The sequence below is a fragment of the Streptococcus parasanguinis genome, from assembly GCF_040908565.1.
Classification (GTDB): domain Bacteria; phylum Bacillota; class Bacilli; order Lactobacillales; family Streptococcaceae; genus Streptococcus; species Streptococcus parasanguinis_AC.
In genome coordinates this window covers 24,856-44,289 of the sequence record NZ_JBDGEA010000001.1, presented here as the reverse complement: position 1 = coordinate 44,289, position 19,434 = coordinate 24,856, and the positions used below count along the sequence as shown (strand labels likewise).

The 19,434-nt window shown below is 38.2% G+C and carries 19 protein-coding genes and 1 riboswitch; all 19 genes read right to left on the bottom strand.

What is annotated here, in order from left to right; translation table 11 throughout:
- Positions 1-2 precede the first annotated feature (2 nt).
- The 19 genes from AB5Y61_RS00230 to cobD all read right to left on the bottom strand — a co-directional run bounded on the left by AB5Y61_RS00230 (position 3) and on the right by cobD (position 19,413).
- Positions 3-1,373, bottom strand: coding sequence for an ethanolamine ammonia-lyase subunit EutB (locus AB5Y61_RS00230; RefSeq protein WP_368402503.1), 1,371 nt, complete (start codon positions 1,371-1,373; stop codon positions 3-5).
- 26 nt (positions 1,374-1,399) lie between these two features.
- Positions 1,400-2,830, bottom strand: coding sequence for an ethanolamine ammonia-lyase reactivating factor EutA (gene eutA, locus AB5Y61_RS00225; protein WP_368402502.1), 1,431 nt, complete (start codon positions 2,828-2,830; stop codon positions 1,400-1,402).
- Between the two features lie 107 nt (positions 2,831-2,937).
- A complete protein-coding gene (locus AB5Y61_RS00220) occupies positions 2,938-4,374 on the bottom strand; it encodes a sensor histidine kinase (protein ID WP_368402500.1) in 1,437 nt (478 codons plus the stop codon).
- On the bottom strand, positions 4,361-4,939 hold the full coding sequence (locus AB5Y61_RS00215; protein WP_368402499.1) for an ANTAR domain-containing response regulator: 579 nt from the start codon (positions 4,937-4,939) through the stop codon (positions 4,361-4,363). The genes AB5Y61_RS00220 and AB5Y61_RS00215 overlap by 14 nt, the downstream gene beginning before the upstream one ends.
- Positions 4,940-4,961: 22 nt before the next feature.
- Positions 4,962-5,306, bottom strand: a complete 345-nt coding sequence (locus AB5Y61_RS00210) for a BMC domain-containing protein (protein ID WP_368402497.1) — start codon at positions 5,304-5,306, stop codon at positions 4,962-4,964.
- Between the two features lie 126 nt (positions 5,307-5,432).
- Positions 5,433-6,632: an acetate/propionate family kinase gene (locus AB5Y61_RS00205; RefSeq protein WP_368402496.1), complete on the bottom strand. Its 1,200-nt coding sequence runs from the start codon at positions 6,630-6,632 to the stop codon at positions 5,433-5,435.
- A 141-nt stretch (positions 6,633-6,773) separates the two neighbouring features.
- On the bottom strand, positions 6,774-7,487 hold the full coding sequence (locus AB5Y61_RS00200; protein WP_368402494.1) for an MIP/aquaporin family protein: 714 nt from the start codon (positions 7,485-7,487) through the stop codon (positions 6,774-6,776).
- Between the two features lie 17 nt (positions 7,488-7,504).
- Complete coding sequence (locus AB5Y61_RS00195; RefSeq protein WP_368402493.1) at positions 7,505-7,996, bottom strand: heme-binding protein; 492 nt, start codon at positions 7,994-7,996, stop codon at positions 7,505-7,507.
- Between the two features lie 26 nt (positions 7,997-8,022).
- On the bottom strand, positions 8,023-8,403 hold the full coding sequence (locus tag AB5Y61_RS00190; protein ID WP_368402492.1) for a glycerol dehydratase reactivase beta/small subunit family protein: 381 nt from the start codon (positions 8,401-8,403) through the stop codon (positions 8,023-8,025).
- A complete protein-coding gene (locus tag AB5Y61_RS00185) occupies positions 8,384-10,243 on the bottom strand; it encodes a diol dehydratase reactivase subunit alpha (protein WP_368402491.1) in 1,860 nt (619 codons plus the stop codon). The genes AB5Y61_RS00190 and AB5Y61_RS00185 overlap by 20 nt, the downstream gene beginning before the upstream one ends.
- A gap of 26 nt (positions 10,244-10,269) precedes the next feature.
- Positions 10,270-10,779, bottom strand: coding sequence for a diol dehydratase small subunit (locus AB5Y61_RS00180; protein WP_368402489.1), 510 nt, complete (start codon positions 10,777-10,779; stop codon positions 10,270-10,272).
- 15 nt (positions 10,780-10,794) lie between these two features.
- Positions 10,795-11,466, bottom strand: coding sequence for a propanediol/glycerol family dehydratase medium subunit (locus tag AB5Y61_RS00175; RefSeq protein ID WP_368402488.1), 672 nt, complete (start codon positions 11,464-11,466; stop codon positions 10,795-10,797).
- A gap of 12 nt (positions 11,467-11,478) precedes the next feature.
- On the bottom strand, positions 11,479-13,143 hold the full coding sequence (locus AB5Y61_RS00170) for a propanediol/glycerol family dehydratase large subunit (protein ID WP_368402486.1): 1,665 nt from the start codon (positions 13,141-13,143) through the stop codon (positions 11,479-11,481).
- A gap of 18 nt (positions 13,144-13,161) precedes the next feature.
- Complete coding sequence (pduB, locus tag AB5Y61_RS00165; RefSeq protein ID WP_368402484.1) at positions 13,162-13,866, bottom strand: propanediol utilization microcompartment protein PduB; 705 nt, start codon at positions 13,864-13,866, stop codon at positions 13,162-13,164.
- Positions 13,867-13,910: 44 nt separating this feature from the next.
- Positions 13,911-15,053, bottom strand: a complete 1,143-nt coding sequence (locus AB5Y61_RS00160) for a 1-propanol dehydrogenase PduQ (protein ID WP_368402482.1) — start codon at positions 15,051-15,053, stop codon at positions 13,911-13,913.
- 285 nt (positions 15,054-15,338) lie between these two features.
- A riboswitch (adenosylcobalamin (AdoCbl) riboswitch) is annotated at positions 15,339-15,484 on the top strand.
- A gap of 290 nt (positions 15,485-15,774) precedes the next feature.
- Positions 15,775-16,377 (bottom strand): cob(I)yrinic acid a,c-diamide adenosyltransferase, encoded by a 603-nt coding sequence (locus tag AB5Y61_RS00155; RefSeq protein ID WP_368402480.1) that lies wholly within the window; start codon positions 16,375-16,377, stop codon positions 15,775-15,777.
- A 21-nt stretch (positions 16,378-16,398) separates the two neighbouring features.
- Positions 16,399-17,463, bottom strand: coding sequence for a nicotinate-nucleotide--dimethylbenzimidazole phosphoribosyltransferase (gene cobT / locus AB5Y61_RS00150; protein WP_368402479.1), 1,065 nt, complete (start codon positions 17,461-17,463; stop codon positions 16,399-16,401).
- Entirely contained in the window at positions 17,456-18,328 is an 873-nt protein-coding gene (locus AB5Y61_RS00145; RefSeq protein ID WP_368402477.1) for a GHMP family kinase ATP-binding protein, read from the bottom strand. Before AB5Y61_RS00145 ends, cobT begins: the two co-directional genes overlap by 8 nt.
- The gene (gene cobD, locus AB5Y61_RS00140) at positions 18,328-19,413 is read right to left on the bottom strand and encodes a threonine-phosphate decarboxylase CobD (RefSeq protein ID WP_368402475.1); all 1,086 of its coding nucleotides are present in this window, start codon (positions 19,411-19,413) and stop codon (positions 18,328-18,330) included. Before cobD ends, AB5Y61_RS00145 begins: the two co-directional genes overlap by 1 nt.
- Between the last annotated feature and the right edge of the window lie 21 nt (positions 19,414-19,434).

Sequence of the window (19,434 nt, the reverse complement as noted above, 5' to 3'; positions counted from 1 at the left end):
TACTAATTTTGTTTCATAAAGATAGATCCGTCTCCACCGATTTCAGTAAGATGACCATCTTTCATCAATCCCATTTTTTCCATCCATTCTTCAAATTCTTTGATTGGACGTTTGTTCAATAGATCACGCATTGTAGCAGTTTCATGGTAACCGGTAGTTTGGTAGTTCAACATGATATCATCACCATGAGGAATTGCCATGATGTAGTTTACATTCGCTGCTCCAAGAAGAACCAATAGGTTTTCAGCGTCATTTTGATCAGCTTTCATATGGTTAGTGTAGCAAATGTCACAACCCATAGAAATACCAGTCAATTTACCCATGAAATGGTCTTCCAAACCAGCACGAATAACTTGTTTTGAATCGTACAAATATTCTGGACCGATGAAACCAACTACTGTATTTACCAAGAATGGATCGAAGCGTTTTGCAAAACCATAACAGCGAGCTTCCATTGTTACCTGGTCGGCACCATGGTGAGCATCTGAAGATAATTCAGACCCTTGACCAGTTTCAAAGTACATTACGTTTGGACCAGCTGAAGTACCAACTTTTTGAGCAGTATCTTTAGCTTCCTGAATAACCTTTGCGTCAAAACCAAATGCAGCATTTCCTTTTTCAGAACCTGCGATAGATTGGAAGACCAATCCAGTTGGTGCACCTTGGTTCATTGCTTCAATTTGAGTAGTAACGTGAGCAAGCACACAGTGTTGAGTTGGAATCTTATACTCTTCGATAAAGTCATTAAATTTATGAAGAATTCGTTTTGTACTTTCAACAGAATCATCAACCGGGTTGAGCCCTAGAAGAGCATCTCCACATCCATAAGCAAAACCTTCCATTGTAGAAGCCATGATACCATCAGGATCATCTGTCGTATGGTTTGGCTGCAAACGAGAAGAGAATGTTCCAGGTTCACCAATTGTTGTATTAGCACGTTTGGTAATGATAATCTTATTAGCAGCGACGATCAGGTCGAGGTTTGTCATCAACTTCGCAACCGCTGCGACCATTTCTGAAGTTAATCCACGAGATAGCCATTGGATATCCACATTTTGGTGATTGTTATCCAAAATCCACTCACGAAGTTCAGATACTGTCCAATTTTTAATCTTTTCGTATGTTCGAAGATTAACATCATCGATAATGATACGTGTTACTTCATCTTCTTCGTATGGTACAACTGGATTATTAAACAAATCCGAAAGTTTCAATTGAGATAAAACAACCTTAGCTGCCACGCGCTCTTCAGAAGATTCAGCAGCTACGCCTGCAAGTTGGTCACCCGACTTGTATTCATTTGCTTTGGCTAGAACTTCTTTTACTGATTTGAATTCATAGACTCTTCCAAATAATTTTGTCTTTAAAATCATTTAAAGTCTCCTCCTTTAATAATTTCTTAATTAAAAACTAACGTTTTAACAACGACCGGTAAGACCGATCCCTCAACCACAGGATTTCCGATATCAATGTAGTCGCCGTTTTGAACATCAACAGAGTCAATACATACAAACGGATAATCTTTAGGTAATGAAGCAAACAAACATTGCCCCAATACCTTGGCCATATCTTCTCTAACAACTACTATTAATGGAATATTCTTTCGAATACTTTCCTCCATTCCTACAGTGATAGCGCTTGCATATTCTTGTACTCTAACAAAACTTGGACTTTTTTCTCCATTAATCGCTAAAGCAACCTGTTGAACTTCATTTTCCAAGGTAAACCATTCTAATTTATCGCGAATAATTTCAGTTAATTTTTCGCAACTTTCTAGCTCGTCGTCTTTGGCTAATTTCAATACAGGTATATTTCTAATCGGTAACGTCTTAGAAATATAAGTGATCGTACTACCACTGACCTCTGTTGTATGACTTCCAGCTCCAACCACAGTAGCCCGAATTGTCTCAGCAGATTCAATCACTTTCTTTTGTTCAAAAATTTTCGAATGATAAATTGCTCGTCCTAGTATGATTCCAATATCGCCATAGGCAAAATCACTTTTATCGGAATTTTCACAAATAGCATCCGCTACTCCACCGGAGAACGAAACACATTTTAATTCATAATCGAGTCGCAATCCATGGTTAGTTTCTAAGAACTCATAATAGGGAGCATCTACTTCGAGTCCCACTGCCTTCTCCAAAACTCTCACCAAAATTTGGATCAATTTATTCAATTCATCCCTATTGACGATTTCATCTAAAAACAGTCGTAAATTTTCTTGTTTTATAATCTCTTGTAGTTTCGGTGATATATATTTAATTTTCAGAGTACTAGGATCAACCTTTATTAAACGACCGCCAATATCAAAGCAACCTGTATCAATAACATCTCCTTCGCGAAAAGCCGCAAAGTTTGAAGTTCCACCTCCAATATCTATATTTACAACTGAAGTATGGTGTTCCTGTGAATACTGGTGTGCACAAGCTCCCTTGCCTGCAATAATACTCTCTAGGTCAGGACCTGCTGTCGCAACAACGAAATCTCCAGCGTATCCGCTTAAAGCCTGTAAGACTTGACTAGCATTTTCCTTTCTAGCAGTTTCACCAGTAATGATGACTGCTCCCATTTGAATATCTTGTTTTTCAATTCCAGCTTTTTTATACTCTTGGATAACAAAGTCTTTTATTTGATCCACTTCTATTAAAGACTGATGTGAAATGGGAGTAAAAATGATATTACTCTTATAAAGGACTTTCTTATCCGTTATATATACCCGCGGAATTGTAAATACAGAAGCAATATTCTCAATGGTAAGTTCTGACAGGACTAGTTGAGTGGTCGCAGTTCCGAGGTCTAACCCAACACTCAAAATTTTTTCCGACATAGGAAACCTCCAAAAAAGACGCTTAAAGAATGCACTGAAACATAGGTTTCTTGCATTCTTTAAGCGTCATTGCTTTTCGACTGACTTCATTGTTAGTCTTGAATTATTTACATTTTAAAAATTATCTTCACTTGCGTCCCCTCATGATTTGAGTTGATGACCAGCCTTCCAGATAATTTACTCTCTACAAATCTTTGAACTAGGATTAAGCCAAGATGCTCTTGACCTACGGTTTCGACATTGTAACCGCTACCATTATCAATTACTTGTATACGTATTATATCATCATTCTTTGTGATTTGCAAACGAATACATTGATTTTTTTGATTTTTTTTATGTTTTTTTGAAACAAAAGCATGCTCATATGAATTTTGCAACAATTCATTTACTACTAATGCTAGCGATGATGCTCTATTATGATCCAAATAGATATCCTCACATACATTCAATCGTAATTGAACATCTGTTCTTTCAGCAAAACATCGTTGAATGTTAGAAGATACTGTTTCTATCAAGGGTTTTAGTGAAATTTTTTCATGCTCTTGATTAGAAAGAAGTTCATAGGTAGCTGCAATAGAGAAAATTCTATTAATACAATCTTCAAAAGCAACCTTGGTTCCCGAATCTTTGACCTGTGCACCTTGCAAACGTAACAAAGAAATAATAGTCTGAAGATGATTTTTAACCCGGTGATTAATTTCTCGTGAAGCAATCAGATTTTCTTGAATTTCTTTTTCTTTACTTTGGAGCTCAGTGACATCCCTTATGGTAAGAATCGTTTGATGGTTTCGAGCATTGGGATAGCACTTGACTTGAAAATAATGTTTCCCATATTTGATAGCTTTATTCCTATCAGAAAAATGATCTCCTATTAATTCAGAAAAAACCGTCCCATCTAAAGAAAGATTATCATAGTGCATTCCTTGGATGCTCTCCAAGTAGCCCAATTTACTTCTATATAAAAGAACTGCTGATTGATTACAGTGAAGCAAAAATCCTCCCTGATCAAATACTAATACTGCGTCTTCTACATAATCCAATAAGGATACTTCATCTTCTCTGACTGATTCTTTCGGTGCCTGAAAAATATAAGAATGATCACCCTTAGATTGTTGGAGAGAAAAACTGGATGAGAAACTATTTGAAAAGTCACTTTCAACAATTAAAGTAGCAATGACTTTTTCCCCTCTAACGATTGGAAAAACTGTCTGTTCGATGGCTACTCCTTCTTGCGATTGTCCGCGGAGACCTACTGAAGGAACACCGGTTTGAAGAGTTCTGAGTACTCCTGGTTCGTTTTCTAAAAAAGCAGATTGCCCGATAACTGTCTTTTCATATAAGCTCTCTTTTGTATGAGGTTTTCTATGAAAAACGACGATTGCATGATCAGAATAAATATTTTTGACATCAATGAAGACATCTTTATCCATAAATTCTTTGCTGGATAAAACGGCCTCTGATTGACGAATTAAATAATCAATATCGGCCTCATTTAAATCCGTTTTATCTTCACAAAATTTCTTTATTTGATTATTGTACTTCATTATTTAATAACAGCAATTTTGCAATTTCAATCATTGGAACACGTTTTTGCATACTAATTGTTCGAATCTGTTTAAAGGCTTCAGGCTCAGAAAGATGATCTCTTGTCATCAAGAGTCCTTTTGCTTTTTCTAAAATAATTCGATCATCGAGTTTTTTACTAATTTTGATTAATTCCTTGGAAAGTAATTGCTGTTGCCGTCCCTTCTCTATACAAACTGCTATTGTAGGAATTAAGGATTTTGCATCCAATGGTTTCACTAGGTAGGCACTCGCACCTGTCAAGCTTGCCTTTTGAACATAATGATCATCATTATACGCGGAGAGGATAATCACCCCGTATGCTAATTCATCATCTAGAATTTTTTTTCCTGCGGATAACCCATCTAGTAATGGTAATTTTATATCCATTATCACTAAATCGAAAAAATGTTTTTGGCAAAGTTCAATAGCTTCAAAACCATCACTTGCTTCTGCAGCCACTTCATAATCTGACTGTTCTAGAATTTGTTTGATATCCAAGCGAATAATCGGATCATCATCACAAATTAGTATTCTGCCTTTCATGAAATCCTTCCCTCGTATGAAATTATGTTCTTGTTACAATTGTACTTGAAAAGCCTAGAATTTCTTCTAAACCATTCAATACCGCATGGAGTGATGCATCTACAGATGCAACATCACCCGTCATGACAACCGATCCACTAAAGCGATCGACAAAACCAATCTGAACTCCTGCTGCTTTCGTTGCAATATCAACAGCAATAATTGCGGCCTCACTTGGAGTGATAGTCAATATTCCAATGGCATCTTGAAAATCAGTCTGTAAACCCAATTTTTCAAAAATAACTGGATCAGGACTCGCAATCAAATGAGCTAATGTGACTTGTTTCCCAGGAACATATTCCTGAATCATTCTTTGTTTTTCTGTCATTTATTACCACCTCTAGATTGGTTTTACAATAAATATATTTCTAAATAATTTGATTATACACTATTTAGTACGCGCTTTCAACATAATTCATCAAATCATTGTTACAATATTCTTTCAGTTTCTATATTATAACTGTGATATCAAGCGATAAACCTCTCGAGCAATCATTAACTCTTCATTTGTTTGGACGACAAGGATTTTACAATTGGAATTGGAATCTTGGATATACAAACTGCTATTCTCATTTAGCTCTTTGTTCATAGACATTCCGAACACCTCTAATTTATCAACGATCAAGGAACGGATTAGGGCTGCATTCTCTCCAATTCCTCCAGTAAATACTAAGGCATCAAGTCCATCAAGATCTACTATATAGGAAGCGATCGTATGGGCCACACGATTCACAAACATCTCAATAGCTAATGTTGCTTTTTGATTCCCTTCCGTCGCTGCTTGAATCAAATCACGCATATCATTGCTCATTTCGGAAATTCCAAGGAGACCTGAAGCTTCATTCAGTAGTTTCTTAACTTCATGGATTGGAATCTTCTGTCTTTCAACCAAGTAAGGGATGATCATTGGGTCAATACTGCCACACCGCGACCCCATCATTAATCCATCAAGAGGGGTAAATCCCATGCTCGTATTTATGGACTGCTTGTTTTTGATAGCACAAATACTGGCACCATTTCCTAAATGACAACTAATGATTTTTACATTTTCCTTAGCATGCTCTTCTTGCTGAAAGATCTTTTCTACCGTTTCTGCAATATAGGCGTGGCTGATACCATGAAAACCATATTTTCGAACATGAAATTTTTCGTACAAACTATAAGGCAAGGGATAAAGGTAGTGAACCGGTTCCATGGTCTGATGGAAAGAAGTGTCAAAAACAGCAACATTTTTGATGCTAGGAAAATGAGTTTTAAATGACTTGATAACAGAAAGACTGATCGGATTATGACTCGGTGCCAAATCTCCTAAATCTGAAATGATCTCCTCATTTTTTTCATCTACCAATACAGATCCTTTAAAACTCTCTCCACCATGGGCAACCCGATGACCAACTCCAACAATCTCTTCTATTGAATGAATTTCCCCACTCTCTACAAGAGCCCCTAGCAAAACTTGAACAGCAAATTCATGGCTAGGAATACAAACATTTTTTTGAACTTGGTTTCTTTTAGTTTGATACTTTACTTTACCATCTTTAAAACCGATTCGATCAAAAATCCCTTTAGCTATAACTGCTTCACTTGGCATTTCTAGTAACTGAAATTTCAAAGATGAGCTTCCTGCATTGATTGCTAATATTTTATTCGACATTTTTTCACCTTCTAAATAAAGAAGTAGGACAGACCTCATTTCAATAGCTTCTGTCCTACAATCTATTATGTACAACTTTTTAAACAATCATGCTTGTTCTCATCAAGTTGTATATTTTCTGCCTTTTTCCGTATTCCACGATTACATGATATTGACAAGTAGGACTGCTAAAATCGCTCCAATAGTAGGACCTACGATTGGAATCCAGGCATAAGACCAATTTGCATCCCCTTTATTTGGAATCGGTAAAATAGTATAGGCTAAGCGAGGACCGAAATCACGGGCTGGATTGAGGGCAAACCCTGTAGTTGAACCCAAAGATAGACCCACTGCCATGAGTAATAAACCAACTAGTACAGGTGTTAGTCCAGGTGTTATTTCACCGTGAGTAATCATCAGCAAAGCAAAGATAAAGAAGAAAGTCGCAATAATTTCACTTAGTAAATTATAGAAAGGATTTGGAATCGCTGGACCCGTTGCAAAAATGCCCACTGAATTTCCTTCTTCCTGACTTGTTTCCTTAAAGTGTGTATGGTACATCACAGTTATAATCGCAGCACCAACGAAAGCTCCTGCTACTTGCGCAATGATGTAACCAAACACTTGATCCCAAGGGAATGATCCGCCAATCGCAAATGCAATGGTAACTGATGGATTTAAATGGCCACCTGAATTATAAAATCCTGCCGTATAAATGCCTAGAGTAACTGCTAAGCCCCAAGCAAAGACTGCTGTGAACCAGCTAGGAGCAAAATTTTTAGCGATTGCCTTGTTCAAATTGAGAGATGCTCCAAGACCATTACCAAAGACTATCAGGACCATTGTTCCTAAGAATTCACCTAAATATTTTTCCATTATGATACCTCTACTTATTATCTATCGATGGCATATAACGCAATTTCTTGGTCTTGTATAGAATTTCCACCACTGACTCCAATGGACCCCAGTAGATGTTCTCCCTCAAAAATTGGAACCCCACCAGAAAGACTGACAATTTTATTGTCCAACATCATTTCCAATTGATATAACCATTGTCCTGGTTGAGTTAATGGTTTTAAATCTTTTGATTCCATTTTCATTCCTACAGCAGTATATGCTTTTTTATAAGCCATCTCATCACTAACTAATAACGCATTTTCCATTCTATACGTCATAATGACTCGAGCACTTGAATCCAGAATGGTAATGACCACTTCAACTTGTAAATCTTTTGCTTTTTTTACTGCTCTTTGTACGATATCCCACGCTTTTTGATAGAGTGGATTGGAACAACTCGAATGATTCGATTCAACAGGATAACGATTCAAAATTTCTTTAATAATCTTTAAAGCCATTTTTTCAATTTTATCCTCATTAATCGTCACTATAACCACCTCCTACTCATCTTGAATTAAAATGTAACATCAAAAATCGAACTTGTATTAAAGGGAACGCCTTTAACTAACCTAGCGGCATTCGTGCCCAATAAACGTAACTCACGATTTCCTACACGTTCATATTGTTTAATTCTATAAACATATTTTTCTTCCGGTAAATTCCTATAATGAAGTACGACGTCACTTTTATCAGCTGCTATCCCTACAAGTAATGCCGATTCATGAGAAGCACGATGTGCCGTTACAATCACATTTTCAATTATGTCTGCTTGAATGTATTCAAAAGGGATTCCCTCTTCCTCAATACCGAAACCAATTTGATCAAAAACAGCTGTTTTACTATCTTTTGGGATATAGAAAATGATCTTTGGTTTATTAGATAATTGAATAGTCATAACGGCCACCTTTTGCCTCTCTAGCATAAGTCAAAATTAAACCAGTGGCTACGGCATTTCTTGGTCCTTCATTTCCTCGAACATTCCCTCGACCTGCTACAATTGCATGTTGTGATAACGCCTCTGTGACTAACTGTGGTATTTCAAAGTCTAATGCAGAACCACCAACAATGACAACAAAAGGAATATCACGAATATTTTCTGTTGGACTAACCCGTTTCAGCGCACGTATCGCATTAGTGACAAAAACACGCTCTTTAGCAGATTGTCGAACTAGTCGAATTTTTTCTATCGAATAGTCCTGGTTATTCAATGGGACAAATTCTTGATCTCCTTTTACAATCACTACTCGAGCAAATAAATCACTAGATAAGGGTTGATCAAAGAATTGAACAGTCCCATCTTCATGTCGAATATGAAAGAGACTTTCCACTTTCGCTAATGGGTATTTTTTTATATCCTCAGCCAAATGACGGTTCTCAAGACCAAGCTCTGAATTTATCAGCATGGTGACCATATCTCCCGCTCCTGCTAAGTGAATCGCATGGATTTCCCCGTTGTTATTAATAATAGAAGCATCTGTGGACCCAGCTCCCAAATCCAAAATCGCAAGCGGAGTATCCGATCCAGGGGTGGTCAATGCTCCTAATATAGCTGCTTCTGCTTCAGAGCCACCAATTTCTACTGGAATTCCCAACTCATGTTCAAGTTCTTGGGCAATAATAGACATCTGAAGCCTGTCCGAATTGACCATTGAGGCAATTCCTACGGCCTGTTCCATAGAAAATTCACCTGCCAGTCCACCTTGAACAGAAATTGGTACAAAGGTATTAACTGCCAAAAGATCTTGAATGGCTATCTGGTCTTGACTTTTATCTGTCAATTTAGCCATAGTTTGACGGACTTTTTCAAGCATCCCACCAACGTTTGTTCCTGCTTCTCCAATTACATTTTTGATGTTTTTGGCAAGAACTACTTGTTCCATGATTGCTTCAGATCCCTTGGAGACGTCTACTCGTAATATTTGGTTCTCACCAATAATTTGAATCGTACCAGCTGGAATTTTACGTGCTTTAACATCTCCTTTAGGAGTTTTAATCACAACTGCAGAACGATTTCCAATTAAGGCACGCGCAATAGGAACAATACTCTTTGTTTCTTCAGGATTCAATTCAAAAACTGTTGCAATTCCATAAGGATTTGATAACTGTGTGATGACCTTTCCCTGTTCCACAACTTCAACAGCGGCTAACATACCCAAGGGTACCTTGTCGATGTACAGAATTTCATCTACAATTGGAATTTTAGAGTTTAAGCGATTATTAACTAAGACTCCATCATCTGCTTGAAGAACAGCTCCTCTAATATTGTAACCGTTTACAAAATAAGCATTGATTAATTGAGCTACTAGATCAAAATCGATTTCCTTTGGAACAACCACAATATATGGTTCTGTTTTCACTTGATTAATTAGGTCAAGAATATGAACAGTTTTCCCTACACCTAATCCAAGACCTCCAGGAGTCCTAGGATTATGCCCAATCATGGTAGATTCTGTAATGACCGTTTCCGTTATGGTCTCCATTGCTACATCCCCAATAACTGGGGTTGCCTCATTAATGCGAATCAAATCAATATCTTTAATATCTAAAGACGTTTTCGCCATCAATTTACGAATAGAGTCATAAATGCCATGAACATTTTCTTTTGTTCCTTTTATACCAGTCGTATCAGAAATTGCTGATGAAAGAAAATGAAGTTTGTTTTGGCTTTTATCGAAGCCTGCAAGTGCAGTTTCTGTTGAGGAATTCCCAATATCAACACCAATGATATATTCCACTGTTTTCCTCCAATTCTCTTTTGCTTCTAATTGTCACCTTTCAATTTCTTACGACGTTCATAATGTTCCGCAGCTTCTCTAATAAATCCTGCACAAATCTTTGCTTGATATTGTGTTTCCAATTCTTCTGCAATGGATAAGAGTTCCTGTTTAGAAGAACGATAAGGACGTAAGGCATTATAGATTTCTAGAACACGTTTATCAGGAACTCGTGTTAATTCAGCTGCCCGTGTAAAGTTATATTGAATGGCCTCACGACCAGAGTTTTTCGCGATTTCACCTTGCTTAATTAAAATCTCGGGTTTAATCCGTAAATCTTGAGAAGATATTTGTCCTGAAAGTACATTTTCCAATGTAACATCTTCAAATTTTTTGTTATCTCCAATTTTAATCCAATCTGGATGCTTTTTTGAAATTGGATAATCATTAGCCGTAGCTTCGTCTTGATTAGCACTTGAAAAGCTTGGAGCACTTGTCTCAGAACGATTCATTTGTTCCAAGATTTGTTTTACTAATAATTCAACTGATTCTGCCATTTTGGACCTCCTACTTTAAATTAACACACACTCATCTGCAGGCTTACCTTTTACGACTAATTTTGTTTCTTTAATGTGAAGCAAAGCTGAGTAAGCCTGATATTTAGGACGTGCCATTTGGTCATTCAAGGTAGGAACAGGATTTGGTGTTTCACCTTTCGCATATTTGGCAGCATTTTTTCCGATTAGGCGATAGGTTTCTGGTGTCAATAGTGGTGCTTGAGGGAAGAGTTCGAGATTACTTAACGGTGGTAAATCACGTTGGTGAATCACAGTTGTTCCTTTAGATTGCACCCCAATAGAAATTCCAGAACCAGAAAGGTGGTCCCCTTCAACAGCCACGAAAGCCACGTCAGATGAACGATAGACTTTAACAATCCGAGCTTTCAATCCTTCTTCTTCAATCCCTGCAACTAATTGTCTAAGAACCTCAGTGTGCGGAATATCCACCATCGTTTTAACCTGCTGTTCTCCAAAGGCTGGACCAACTGCAATCACAACTTCATCAACAGATTGACTTGGCTGTGCAACGCCAATTTTCCGAATTACAGCTCCCTCATTGATGGATGCCGTAGCTGTAGCATCTACCTGATGAGGCTGTTCTACTTTAACGTCTGATTCCGCTTGTACTTCTTTTAATACACTCTCGATGATCGAGCGCAACAACGTTTCATTTATTTCTGTCATCGTTCGTTCCTCCTATATATCACGAGGGTCAATCGCAATTGGAATATCCTTTACTTTTTCCCAATCTTCACCAACTAAGCGATGTCCAGTACCGACACCAACATAATCGTTTGGAGAATTAATCGCTGAAATAACATTCCAATCTTTGTCGAAAATAGCAGATGTTTGCAAAAAGTCACCCGCAGCACGTTGTTTAAACAAATTCAAGAGTTCATTGGCAATTTCTGGGAAGCCATTGTTGGCCAAAGCCTTAATAAGATCCACACCTTGAACACCACGTTCAAGGATACCTTGAGCCGCTTTGATGTCTTCAACCTTATCACGGTCAGGCATATCTTTTGAACCATGTGCATAAGTTGCTGCTTCCACTTCTTCATCTGTGATAGCTGGCAATCCCAAACCTTTAAATAGAGCTTGCATCACGCGCGCCGCTTTATTCCGAACCTTGATAACTTCTTCTTCACGAACAGGGCGCAAACCACCGTCTACACGCAAATCACGTTGGATAACATTGTAGTCATCATAGTCATCTGCATCCCAGTTAGATCCTGCAAACATATTGTCATAGTTCGGTGTCGCAGAATAACCTGAGTTAATAAAGTCTGTACCTGGAGCCAACTGCATCAAGGTACGTACAGAACGCCGCAAATCTGAGTGAGTAAATGTTTGATCATTTGAAGATGCACATTCAAGGTCCAGCATCGTCGCAATTAAGTTTTCAGCAACGACTGCACGAATACCACTTGGAACTGCTGCAGGAATACCAATACAACTAACAGATCCATTCTGTGTTCCCTGAACACCTGCTGCTTTTGTAATATATAGACAGCGAGCTTCCAAGTAAAGCATGGACTTGCCTTCTGCTTGTCCCATTTGAACTTCTGAACCAGTACCTGAAGTAAAGCGCATCTTCAATCCACGAGAAGCGTAAGCAGATGCCAAAAAGGCTTTTGACCAAGGTGTGTCATCACCATCTGTAAATACATCTTCTGTACCATAAACAGAGATTGTTTCAGCATAAGCTGTGAAACCACGCATACCAAATTCAAGTTCTGTCGCTTCTTCCAATGAACATTGAGTCAAGACTCCAGGACGACCAACTTGAGAACCGATCATGAGAGACAAGGCATTGAATGGTGCATAACGAACAACGGCTACTGTGGTTTCCTGTTCAGCAAATCCACGTAGTGCTCCTTCTGCAGCATCCGCAGCAATTTGTACTGGATTATCGTTCACATTTGTAACGTGTGCCTGTGTTGCTGTTTGTTTACGTGTCCGCATTTTTTGCAAACACATCATGATTTCAACAACATTCATGTGGTTTACGACTTCACAAATTTTTGCTGGAGTCATGGCTTTGGTTAATCGAACAATTTCAGAACGTGGTACATTCGGAGTTAGAATTTTATTTGCAATCTCTTTAGAATCCATTCGAACAACTTCTTCTGCATGTTTCAAATCAATTCCATAAGTCGCAATAAACTGATCGATTAAATCAAAATCTTCTCTAGATTTCCCATCTAATTCAACCACAATACCATTCTCAATTCGAATACTAGGCTTTGGATCGTTAGGGCTATCCATAGCCACTAATCCTTCTTCAACCCACTCTTTTACAAATCCATCCTGATTAATAGGACGTTTACTAAGTACTTCAAACCGTTTTGATTTTGTCATGATTCATTCCCCCATTCTCTAAATGTAGGATGGTTGATCATTCACTGGTGTATCACCGAGACTTCCTAGCAACTGAAGTCCGATTTCTCTTGCGGAAATGACAGCCTGTCTAACCGCTCCAGAGTCACCACTGATAAACAAAATGACCTCATTTGAATGGCTCGTTCCACCGTTACCTGGCGAAGCATAACCAACAACATCAACTGTAGCTGATTTAACCGCAGTATCCGCCATAACTACTCCGATAGCTGCCGGTGCACCTACAATTAAACCAAAGGCACGACCAACTTCAGCACCGAAAGCTGTTTCAATAGCATGACTTGCTCTAGCTGTATATTGCAATTCAATATGTCCTGCTTCATTCGCATAGACATCTCCAAATGTTCGAGTTACTTCTTCTAAAGTAACTTCTACAGCCCGACGAACATCTGACACATCTTCTCCACCGAAGATAATTAAGCTACCATGACCTGCTCCACCTTTTGTGTCACGAGGCAATTCAATACTAACGATCTCAGTATTAGTTGCTTTCACGGCTTCATCTGCAGCCATAATATGTGGCCCAGCACCAGTACGTGCACCAACAATACCAATAGAACGATAGTATTTAGTCAACTTCATAGCATCTAACAATTGTTGATCAACATTGGCAATCACTAGACCAATGGTATCTCCAATTGGATTTGCTCCAACGAATTCTGTTACATTACAATTATTTGCCATTTTATTACTCCTTTACGTATGTTAAAAAAACGACTGTAACGAATCTAAAAAGCCTGTTCTACAACTTTCAATAATTCTTCAGCTGTTGGAACTCTTGGATTTGTAATCGTACATTTATCCAATACAGCTGCTTCTGCAATCTCACGCTTATTCGCATTAAAGTCTTCAATTCCTACTCCATAAGCGCTCAATGAAGTTGGATGATCCAATTTCTTCTGAAGTTTTCGAACAGCATCTACTAGTTGTCTGACACCAAGAACAGGTGTAGAAGCACTCAAGCCCAATAAACGAGCAATTTGTTGGTATCTTTCAGCTGTTTCTTTATTCAAATTACCTGTTCGAACACCATTTGCAGCGACATTCGCATTATACTGAATGACATGTGGCATTAAAATGCTGTTCAGACGTCCATGAGGAATATGGAATTTAGCTCCTGCTGCATGGGCGATACTATGGTTGACACCCAATGAAGCTGAGTTAAATGCCATCCCTGCTAAGGTAGAAGCTACGTGCATTTTTTCACGTGCTTCCAAGTCATGCCCGTCTTTATATGCTCGAGGTAAGTATTCAAATACTAATTTGATAGCCTTTTCTGCCAAAGCGTCTGAAAAATCAGTTGCTTTCGTTGAAACATAGGCTTCAATCGCGTGTGTCAATACATCCATTCCAGTATCTGCAGTAATATTTGCTGGACATGTCGCTACCAAATTCGAATCCAAAATTGCGACGTCTGGCAAAATATCCCAATCTACGATCGGGTACTTCTGTTCCTTCTCAGCATCTGTAATAACAGCGAAGCTTGTAACTTCAGATCCAGTACCGCTAGTAGTAGGGATAGAAATTAGTTCAACATCGCTAAATATTCCTTGTTTCTTAGCAAAGTAATACATCGCCTTAGAGGCATCAATTGCAGATCCTCCTCCAACAGATAAAACGATATCGATAGATTTTCCTTCCGTAGCATGAATTCCTGCTACAATAACATCAATCGGAGGATCCGGAACGATATCTGTAAAGGTGATAATCTCATTGCTAGAATCCAAGTGAGTGAGAATATGATCTAATTGTCCTGATTCTTTAAGAAACGGATCAGCAACAACTAAGAAGGTTTTATTATGATAGTCTTCCAACTTAGCTAGAGCACCTTCTCCAACATAAAGTTTGGTTTTGTAGTATATGTTATACATTCTTTCTCCTTTCTTTTTTGAGTTTCATATTTTACCTCCTTTACTAGTCGAAACTCTTAAAACTGCATAAAAAGAAGCCACATGAAATACTGCCAAAGTGAATTGAAATTTGGCATATTTCATATAGCTTCATTGCTTAAATTTGTACCTCTTTGTACTTTACCAAGAGTATAACATAAAAACGTTTTCAACGCAAATAAATAAGCATATATTTTTGTATTTTTTAATTTATTTAAGTCATTTCACTTGCAGATTCCTTCAGAACATGATATCATTAAAACATAGAAATGATTTTGGTACTTTTAAGGGTATGGAAGCTTGGTGAAAATCCAACACGGTCCCGCCACTGTGATAAGCTTTGCTTTAAGTCAGGTCTTTATTCTTAAATTTTAGTAGATTTCACGCCTCGATGTAAGGTGGTGATGTCAGATAGGAAATACACCAAAATAGTGCTTTCCCCTATTGACTCTACGTATGAGTACGTATCATTTTCTAAAGATGGATTTTCCATCATCTGCAAAGGAGCAGAGTCAATATTTGGAAAGCTACTGTTAACCAATGAAGCTTAACATTAGATTTGTACGCTGTTGTACATCCAGCTTTCGAATTTGGACCTTGTCCTTCCCTTTAGGGGAGACAAGGTTTTTTTATTTTCTCTATTTAAAATGATTAGACTTGAAAAAGCACTACCCCTATATTTGGTAAGGGTAGTGCTTTTATTCTAGTTATTGTTTTGTTTTGCCCAACGCTCCACATCTGCTTTGGTAATATTATGGAACACCTTAGCTCCTCTTTCATAAGGAATATCCTCACGATGTTTTCGATAATTAATAACCCGTGCAAGTGCAAAGAAATAGTCAGACAAACGATTAATAAAAATCAAGACTTGGTTATTGATTTCATTTGTCCACATGGTTGCAACCACCAGACGTTCTGCACGGCGAGCAATGGTTCTTGCCACGTGAATCATCGAAGCAATCTCATCACCACCAGGTAAAATAAATCTTTCTAGAGCAGGCGGGATATCCGCATACGTATCAATACGTTCTTCAATCCATTTGACGAGGCTTTCATCCACCTTATATGGATATACACCATGTGGAGTAGATAAATCTGAGCCGCAATCAAATAAATAATTTTGTAACTGATACAATTCGTCTCTCAATTCATCATCAGGATCCATTTTACTAATGGTATAACCGATCCAAGTGTTTAATTCATCTACGGTACCATAAGCATTGACACGCTCTGAATCTTTTGCAATGCTTTGGCCACCTACTAATTTTGTAAGACCTTTGTCTCCGGTTTTTGTATATAATTGCATATTTTCCTCCTTTATTAGCCTTTATCTAATGTCGACGTAGTCATCCCGGTGTAGTTTTCCTTCTTCAAAAGTAGGCATATGCTCTATAGTATATACCGAACTTTCCATTAAAAAGAAAGCTAATGGGCATCCGGAACCTTCACCTAAGCGCATATCCATTTGAAGCATAGGGGATAATCCTAGGTAGTCAGAAACAATCCGATATCCTGGTTCTGTTGAACAATGTGATGGGAAACAATAATCTAAAACCTCTTTCTTTAATCGAGAAGCAATCAAGAGTCCCGTTAAAGAAATCAGTCCATCGATGACACAAGGCAGTTGGTATTGGGCACAGGCTAAATAAGTACCAACCATCCCCAACATATCCAGGCCACCAACTTTGGAGGCTAGATCAATGATATCACTATAAGGCGCATGACTAGTTACTGCCTTTTGAATGACCGTTGTTTTATGAGCCTTCATCTTTTCCGTAACTCCCGCTCCATATCCCGTCACCTCTTGTGCAGGAAGCCCCAAAGTTGCGGCAATAACTGCTGCGGAAGTCGTGGTATTTCCAACCCCCATCTCACCAGTTCCAAACAAGGTATAGCCCTGATTAATCAATTCAACTGTTCTTCTATACCCAACCAAAATCGCTTCTAGGGCCTCCTCCCGAGTCATGGCAGGTTCCTTTAGCATATTTCGTGTTCCATTTAGAATATGGTCTGGATTATCAGGATCGATTGGGCTTTTACAACCAATATCAATGACGCAGATATCTGAACCTGCATGTTCAGCAATATTAGCCACCCCTGCTTTCCCATTTCTAATATTATTGGCTACAATAAATGTTGTTTCGATAGGGTTTGAGGAGATTCCTTCATCGCAAACTCCATTATCCGCTACATAAATCATGACCATTTTCTTCGTCAGTTGGATATTGTCAGGGAACATCGCATGTAATCTAGCATACATTTTTTCCATTTTCCCTAATGCACCCAAAGGTTTTGCTAATCGATCACAATAGCTTTTTCCCTCTTCTAATGCTTTAGCATCAATTGGGACAATATTTTTTAGGATGTGATTTAATTCTTCTTGCCTATCCAAAGATCTCCTCCACCTTCTTCACTTCTAGCCCATCATATATAATTCTGCTTAGATTCCTTATAGAATAATAGCTTGCCAGAGGATGTTGGGACAGTCGTTCTTCTAACTTATACAAGTGACGGAGCTGATCTTGGGTCAGCAGAATACCAACAATGCTACCACTATGAGCAACATTAACTCCTAGTAAACCTAATTCAGTTGTAATTTCTATAATATCTTCTAAATAGGGTTTGGGCAGCCGTTTGTTATTCAATAAAGCACTTCTAGTCGCCACCTGGCCTAATCGCTTTACATTTTGTGTATCACAAGCCGTTTGGAAATCAGTTAGCAATTTCTCGGACTGCTCAGCAGGATACAAAGGACTTTCCGTCATTCTTATGAAACTCGTTGTATCAACGATTTGATCTGGCTCTAGCATATAAACATATAGATTTGGTTTCCATTTTGTCTGCCATTTAATCTCACCATTAAGCGGATTCATCACAGTCCAGTCCGAAAATCCTACGGAATCACTTGGTTCAACCTTTGAACAGAGACTCGTTAGTAGAGACACTGACACTTCTTTATGCTTATAGGCAGAATAAGCTCCTAAGATCGAGAGCATATCCGCTGTACTACTAGAATAACCCTTTCCAATAGAAATATCTGTTTGAAATGAGAAGTCGAAATCTATTTGATCTGTTAGTTCATTGATGACTTGCAGCATTTTAGGCCGCAGCCCTTCTTCCATGACACCTGTTTGAGGGCCAATCACCACTTGACTTTTCTTTTCAATGCCATAAGACATCAAAAACTCTTCACCATCTACCACACATTGAAACAATTCTCCGCAAGAGCCTGGACAAGATGCTTTTATCGCCCCCATCACTCTTCTTTTCCTCCAAGAATCGCTTCCAAGGCAGCTAATAAACAGCTATTCTCCTCTCTACTACGAACCGCAATGCGGTAGTAATCACTCGTCAAATTGCGATAGTTCACACAGGAGCGGATAAAAATGTTATGGCGCCATAATTCTTCGCGTAAATCCTTAGATCCCGTATACTGAAAGAAAATATAATTGACACTTGGTTTTAGAACCCTTAATGCAGAAAAAGTTTTCAAGGATTGATAGAGGAAGTCTTTTTCCTTCTGTAGCCATTTTAAAGTTTGAGTTTGATAATCTCGATCCTTTAAAATCACCGGCAAGGCTTGAAGAGCCAATGCATTGATCGTCCATGGAGCCCGTCGTTCATTAATTTTTGCTAAACAAGGATGAATCCCCAGAGCGTAGCCTAAGCGTAAGCCTGGTATAGCGTAAAATTTCGTTAGAGAGCGAACGACAATCGCATTTGCAAAATCACTCAAGTACGGAACAAAACTATATGCTTCCTCGTCTTCTAAAAAGTCAATAAAAGCTTCATCTAGAATAAAATGAATATTCTGTTCCAGCAATTTTTTTCCGATTTCTAGCAAGTGACCAACTGGAGCAAGGGAGCCAGTTGGATTGTTAGGATTACACAATAGGACAACATCTCCAGCTTCCAGATCTTCTATAGCTGTTTGAAGCTCTTCCACCGTCCAATCAAAATGAGGAGCTGTTAAACGATGATATAGAATCTCGGTTCCTTCTTGATAAAAAGCCTTTTCATATTCCATGAAGGTGGGACTTAAAATCAGTAATCTCTTGGGTTTTAAGGTCTGAGCTAGTTCATAAAATAATCCCACTGCACCATTTGATAAAAGGATTTCTAGATCATGATTGCCATGATGATCCCTCAGCAAATCCTTTTCATATTGGTTTGTGATATCCGGATACTCTGTAATTCTATCAATACTGTCCACTAAGACTTGACGGAGGTTTTTAGAAACTCCAAGCGGATTGATATTCGCACTAAAATCAATCCACTTTTCAGAAGAGTTTCCATTCTTTTCAGCTAATAGACGTCCATTCCCTCCATGTTCAACAATCATACACATCTCCTTCTTGAAAGC

Excerpts from the sequence above, each read along its gene's own strand:
- AB5Y61_RS00230 (WP_368402503.1), bottom strand. The coding sequence starts at position 1,373 with ATGATTTTAAAGACAAAATTATTTGGAAGAGTCTATGAATTCAAATCA.
- eutA (WP_368402502.1), bottom strand. The coding sequence starts at position 2,830 with ATGTCGGAAAAAATTTTGAGTGTTGGGTTAGACCTCGGAACTGCGACC.
- AB5Y61_RS00220 (WP_368402500.1), bottom strand. The coding sequence starts at position 4,374 with ATGAAGTACAATAATCAAATAAAGAAATTTTGTGAAGATAAAACGGAT.
- AB5Y61_RS00215 (WP_368402499.1), bottom strand. The coding sequence starts at position 4,939 with ATGAAAGGCAGAATACTAATTTGTGATGATGATCCGATTATTCGCTTG.
- AB5Y61_RS00210 (WP_368402497.1), bottom strand. The coding sequence starts at position 5,306 with ATGACAGAAAAACAAAGAATGATTCAGGAATATGTTCCTGGGAAACAA.
- AB5Y61_RS00205 (WP_368402496.1), bottom strand. The coding sequence starts at position 6,632 with ATGTCGAATAAAATATTAGCAATCAATGCAGGAAGCTCATCTTTGAAA.
- AB5Y61_RS00200 (WP_368402494.1), bottom strand. The coding sequence starts at position 7,487 with ATGGAAAAATATTTAGGTGAATTCTTAGGAACAATGGTCCTGATAGTC.
- AB5Y61_RS00190 (WP_368402492.1), bottom strand. The coding sequence starts at position 8,403 with ATGACTATTCAATTATCTAATAAACCAAAGATCATTTTCTATATCCCA.
- AB5Y61_RS00180 (WP_368402489.1), bottom strand. The coding sequence starts at position 10,779 with ATGGCAGAATCAGTTGAATTATTAGTAAAACAAATCTTGGAACAAATG.
- AB5Y61_RS00175 (WP_368402488.1), bottom strand. The coding sequence starts at position 11,466 with ATGACAGAAATAAATGAAACGTTGTTGCGCTCGATCATCGAGAGTGTA.
- AB5Y61_RS00170 (WP_368402486.1), bottom strand. The coding sequence starts at position 13,143 with ATGACAAAATCAAAACGGTTTGAAGTACTTAGTAAACGTCCTATTAAT.
- pduB (WP_368402484.1), bottom strand. The coding sequence starts at position 13,866 with ATGGCAAATAATTGTAATGTAACAGAATTCGTTGGAGCAAATCCAATT.
- AB5Y61_RS00160 (WP_368402482.1), bottom strand. The coding sequence starts at position 15,053 with ATGTATAACATATACTACAAAACCAAACTTTATGTTGGAGAAGGTGCT.
- AB5Y61_RS00155 (WP_368402480.1), bottom strand. The coding sequence starts at position 16,377 with ATGCAATTATATACAAAAACCGGAGACAAAGGTCTTACAAAATTAGTA.
- AB5Y61_RS00145 (WP_368402477.1), bottom strand. The coding sequence starts at position 18,328 with ATGGGGGCGATAAAAGCATCTTGTCCAGGCTCTTGCGGAGAATTGTTT.
- cobD (WP_368402475.1), bottom strand. The coding sequence starts at position 19,413 with ATGATTGTTGAACATGGAGGGAATGGACGTCTATTAGCTGAAAAGAAT.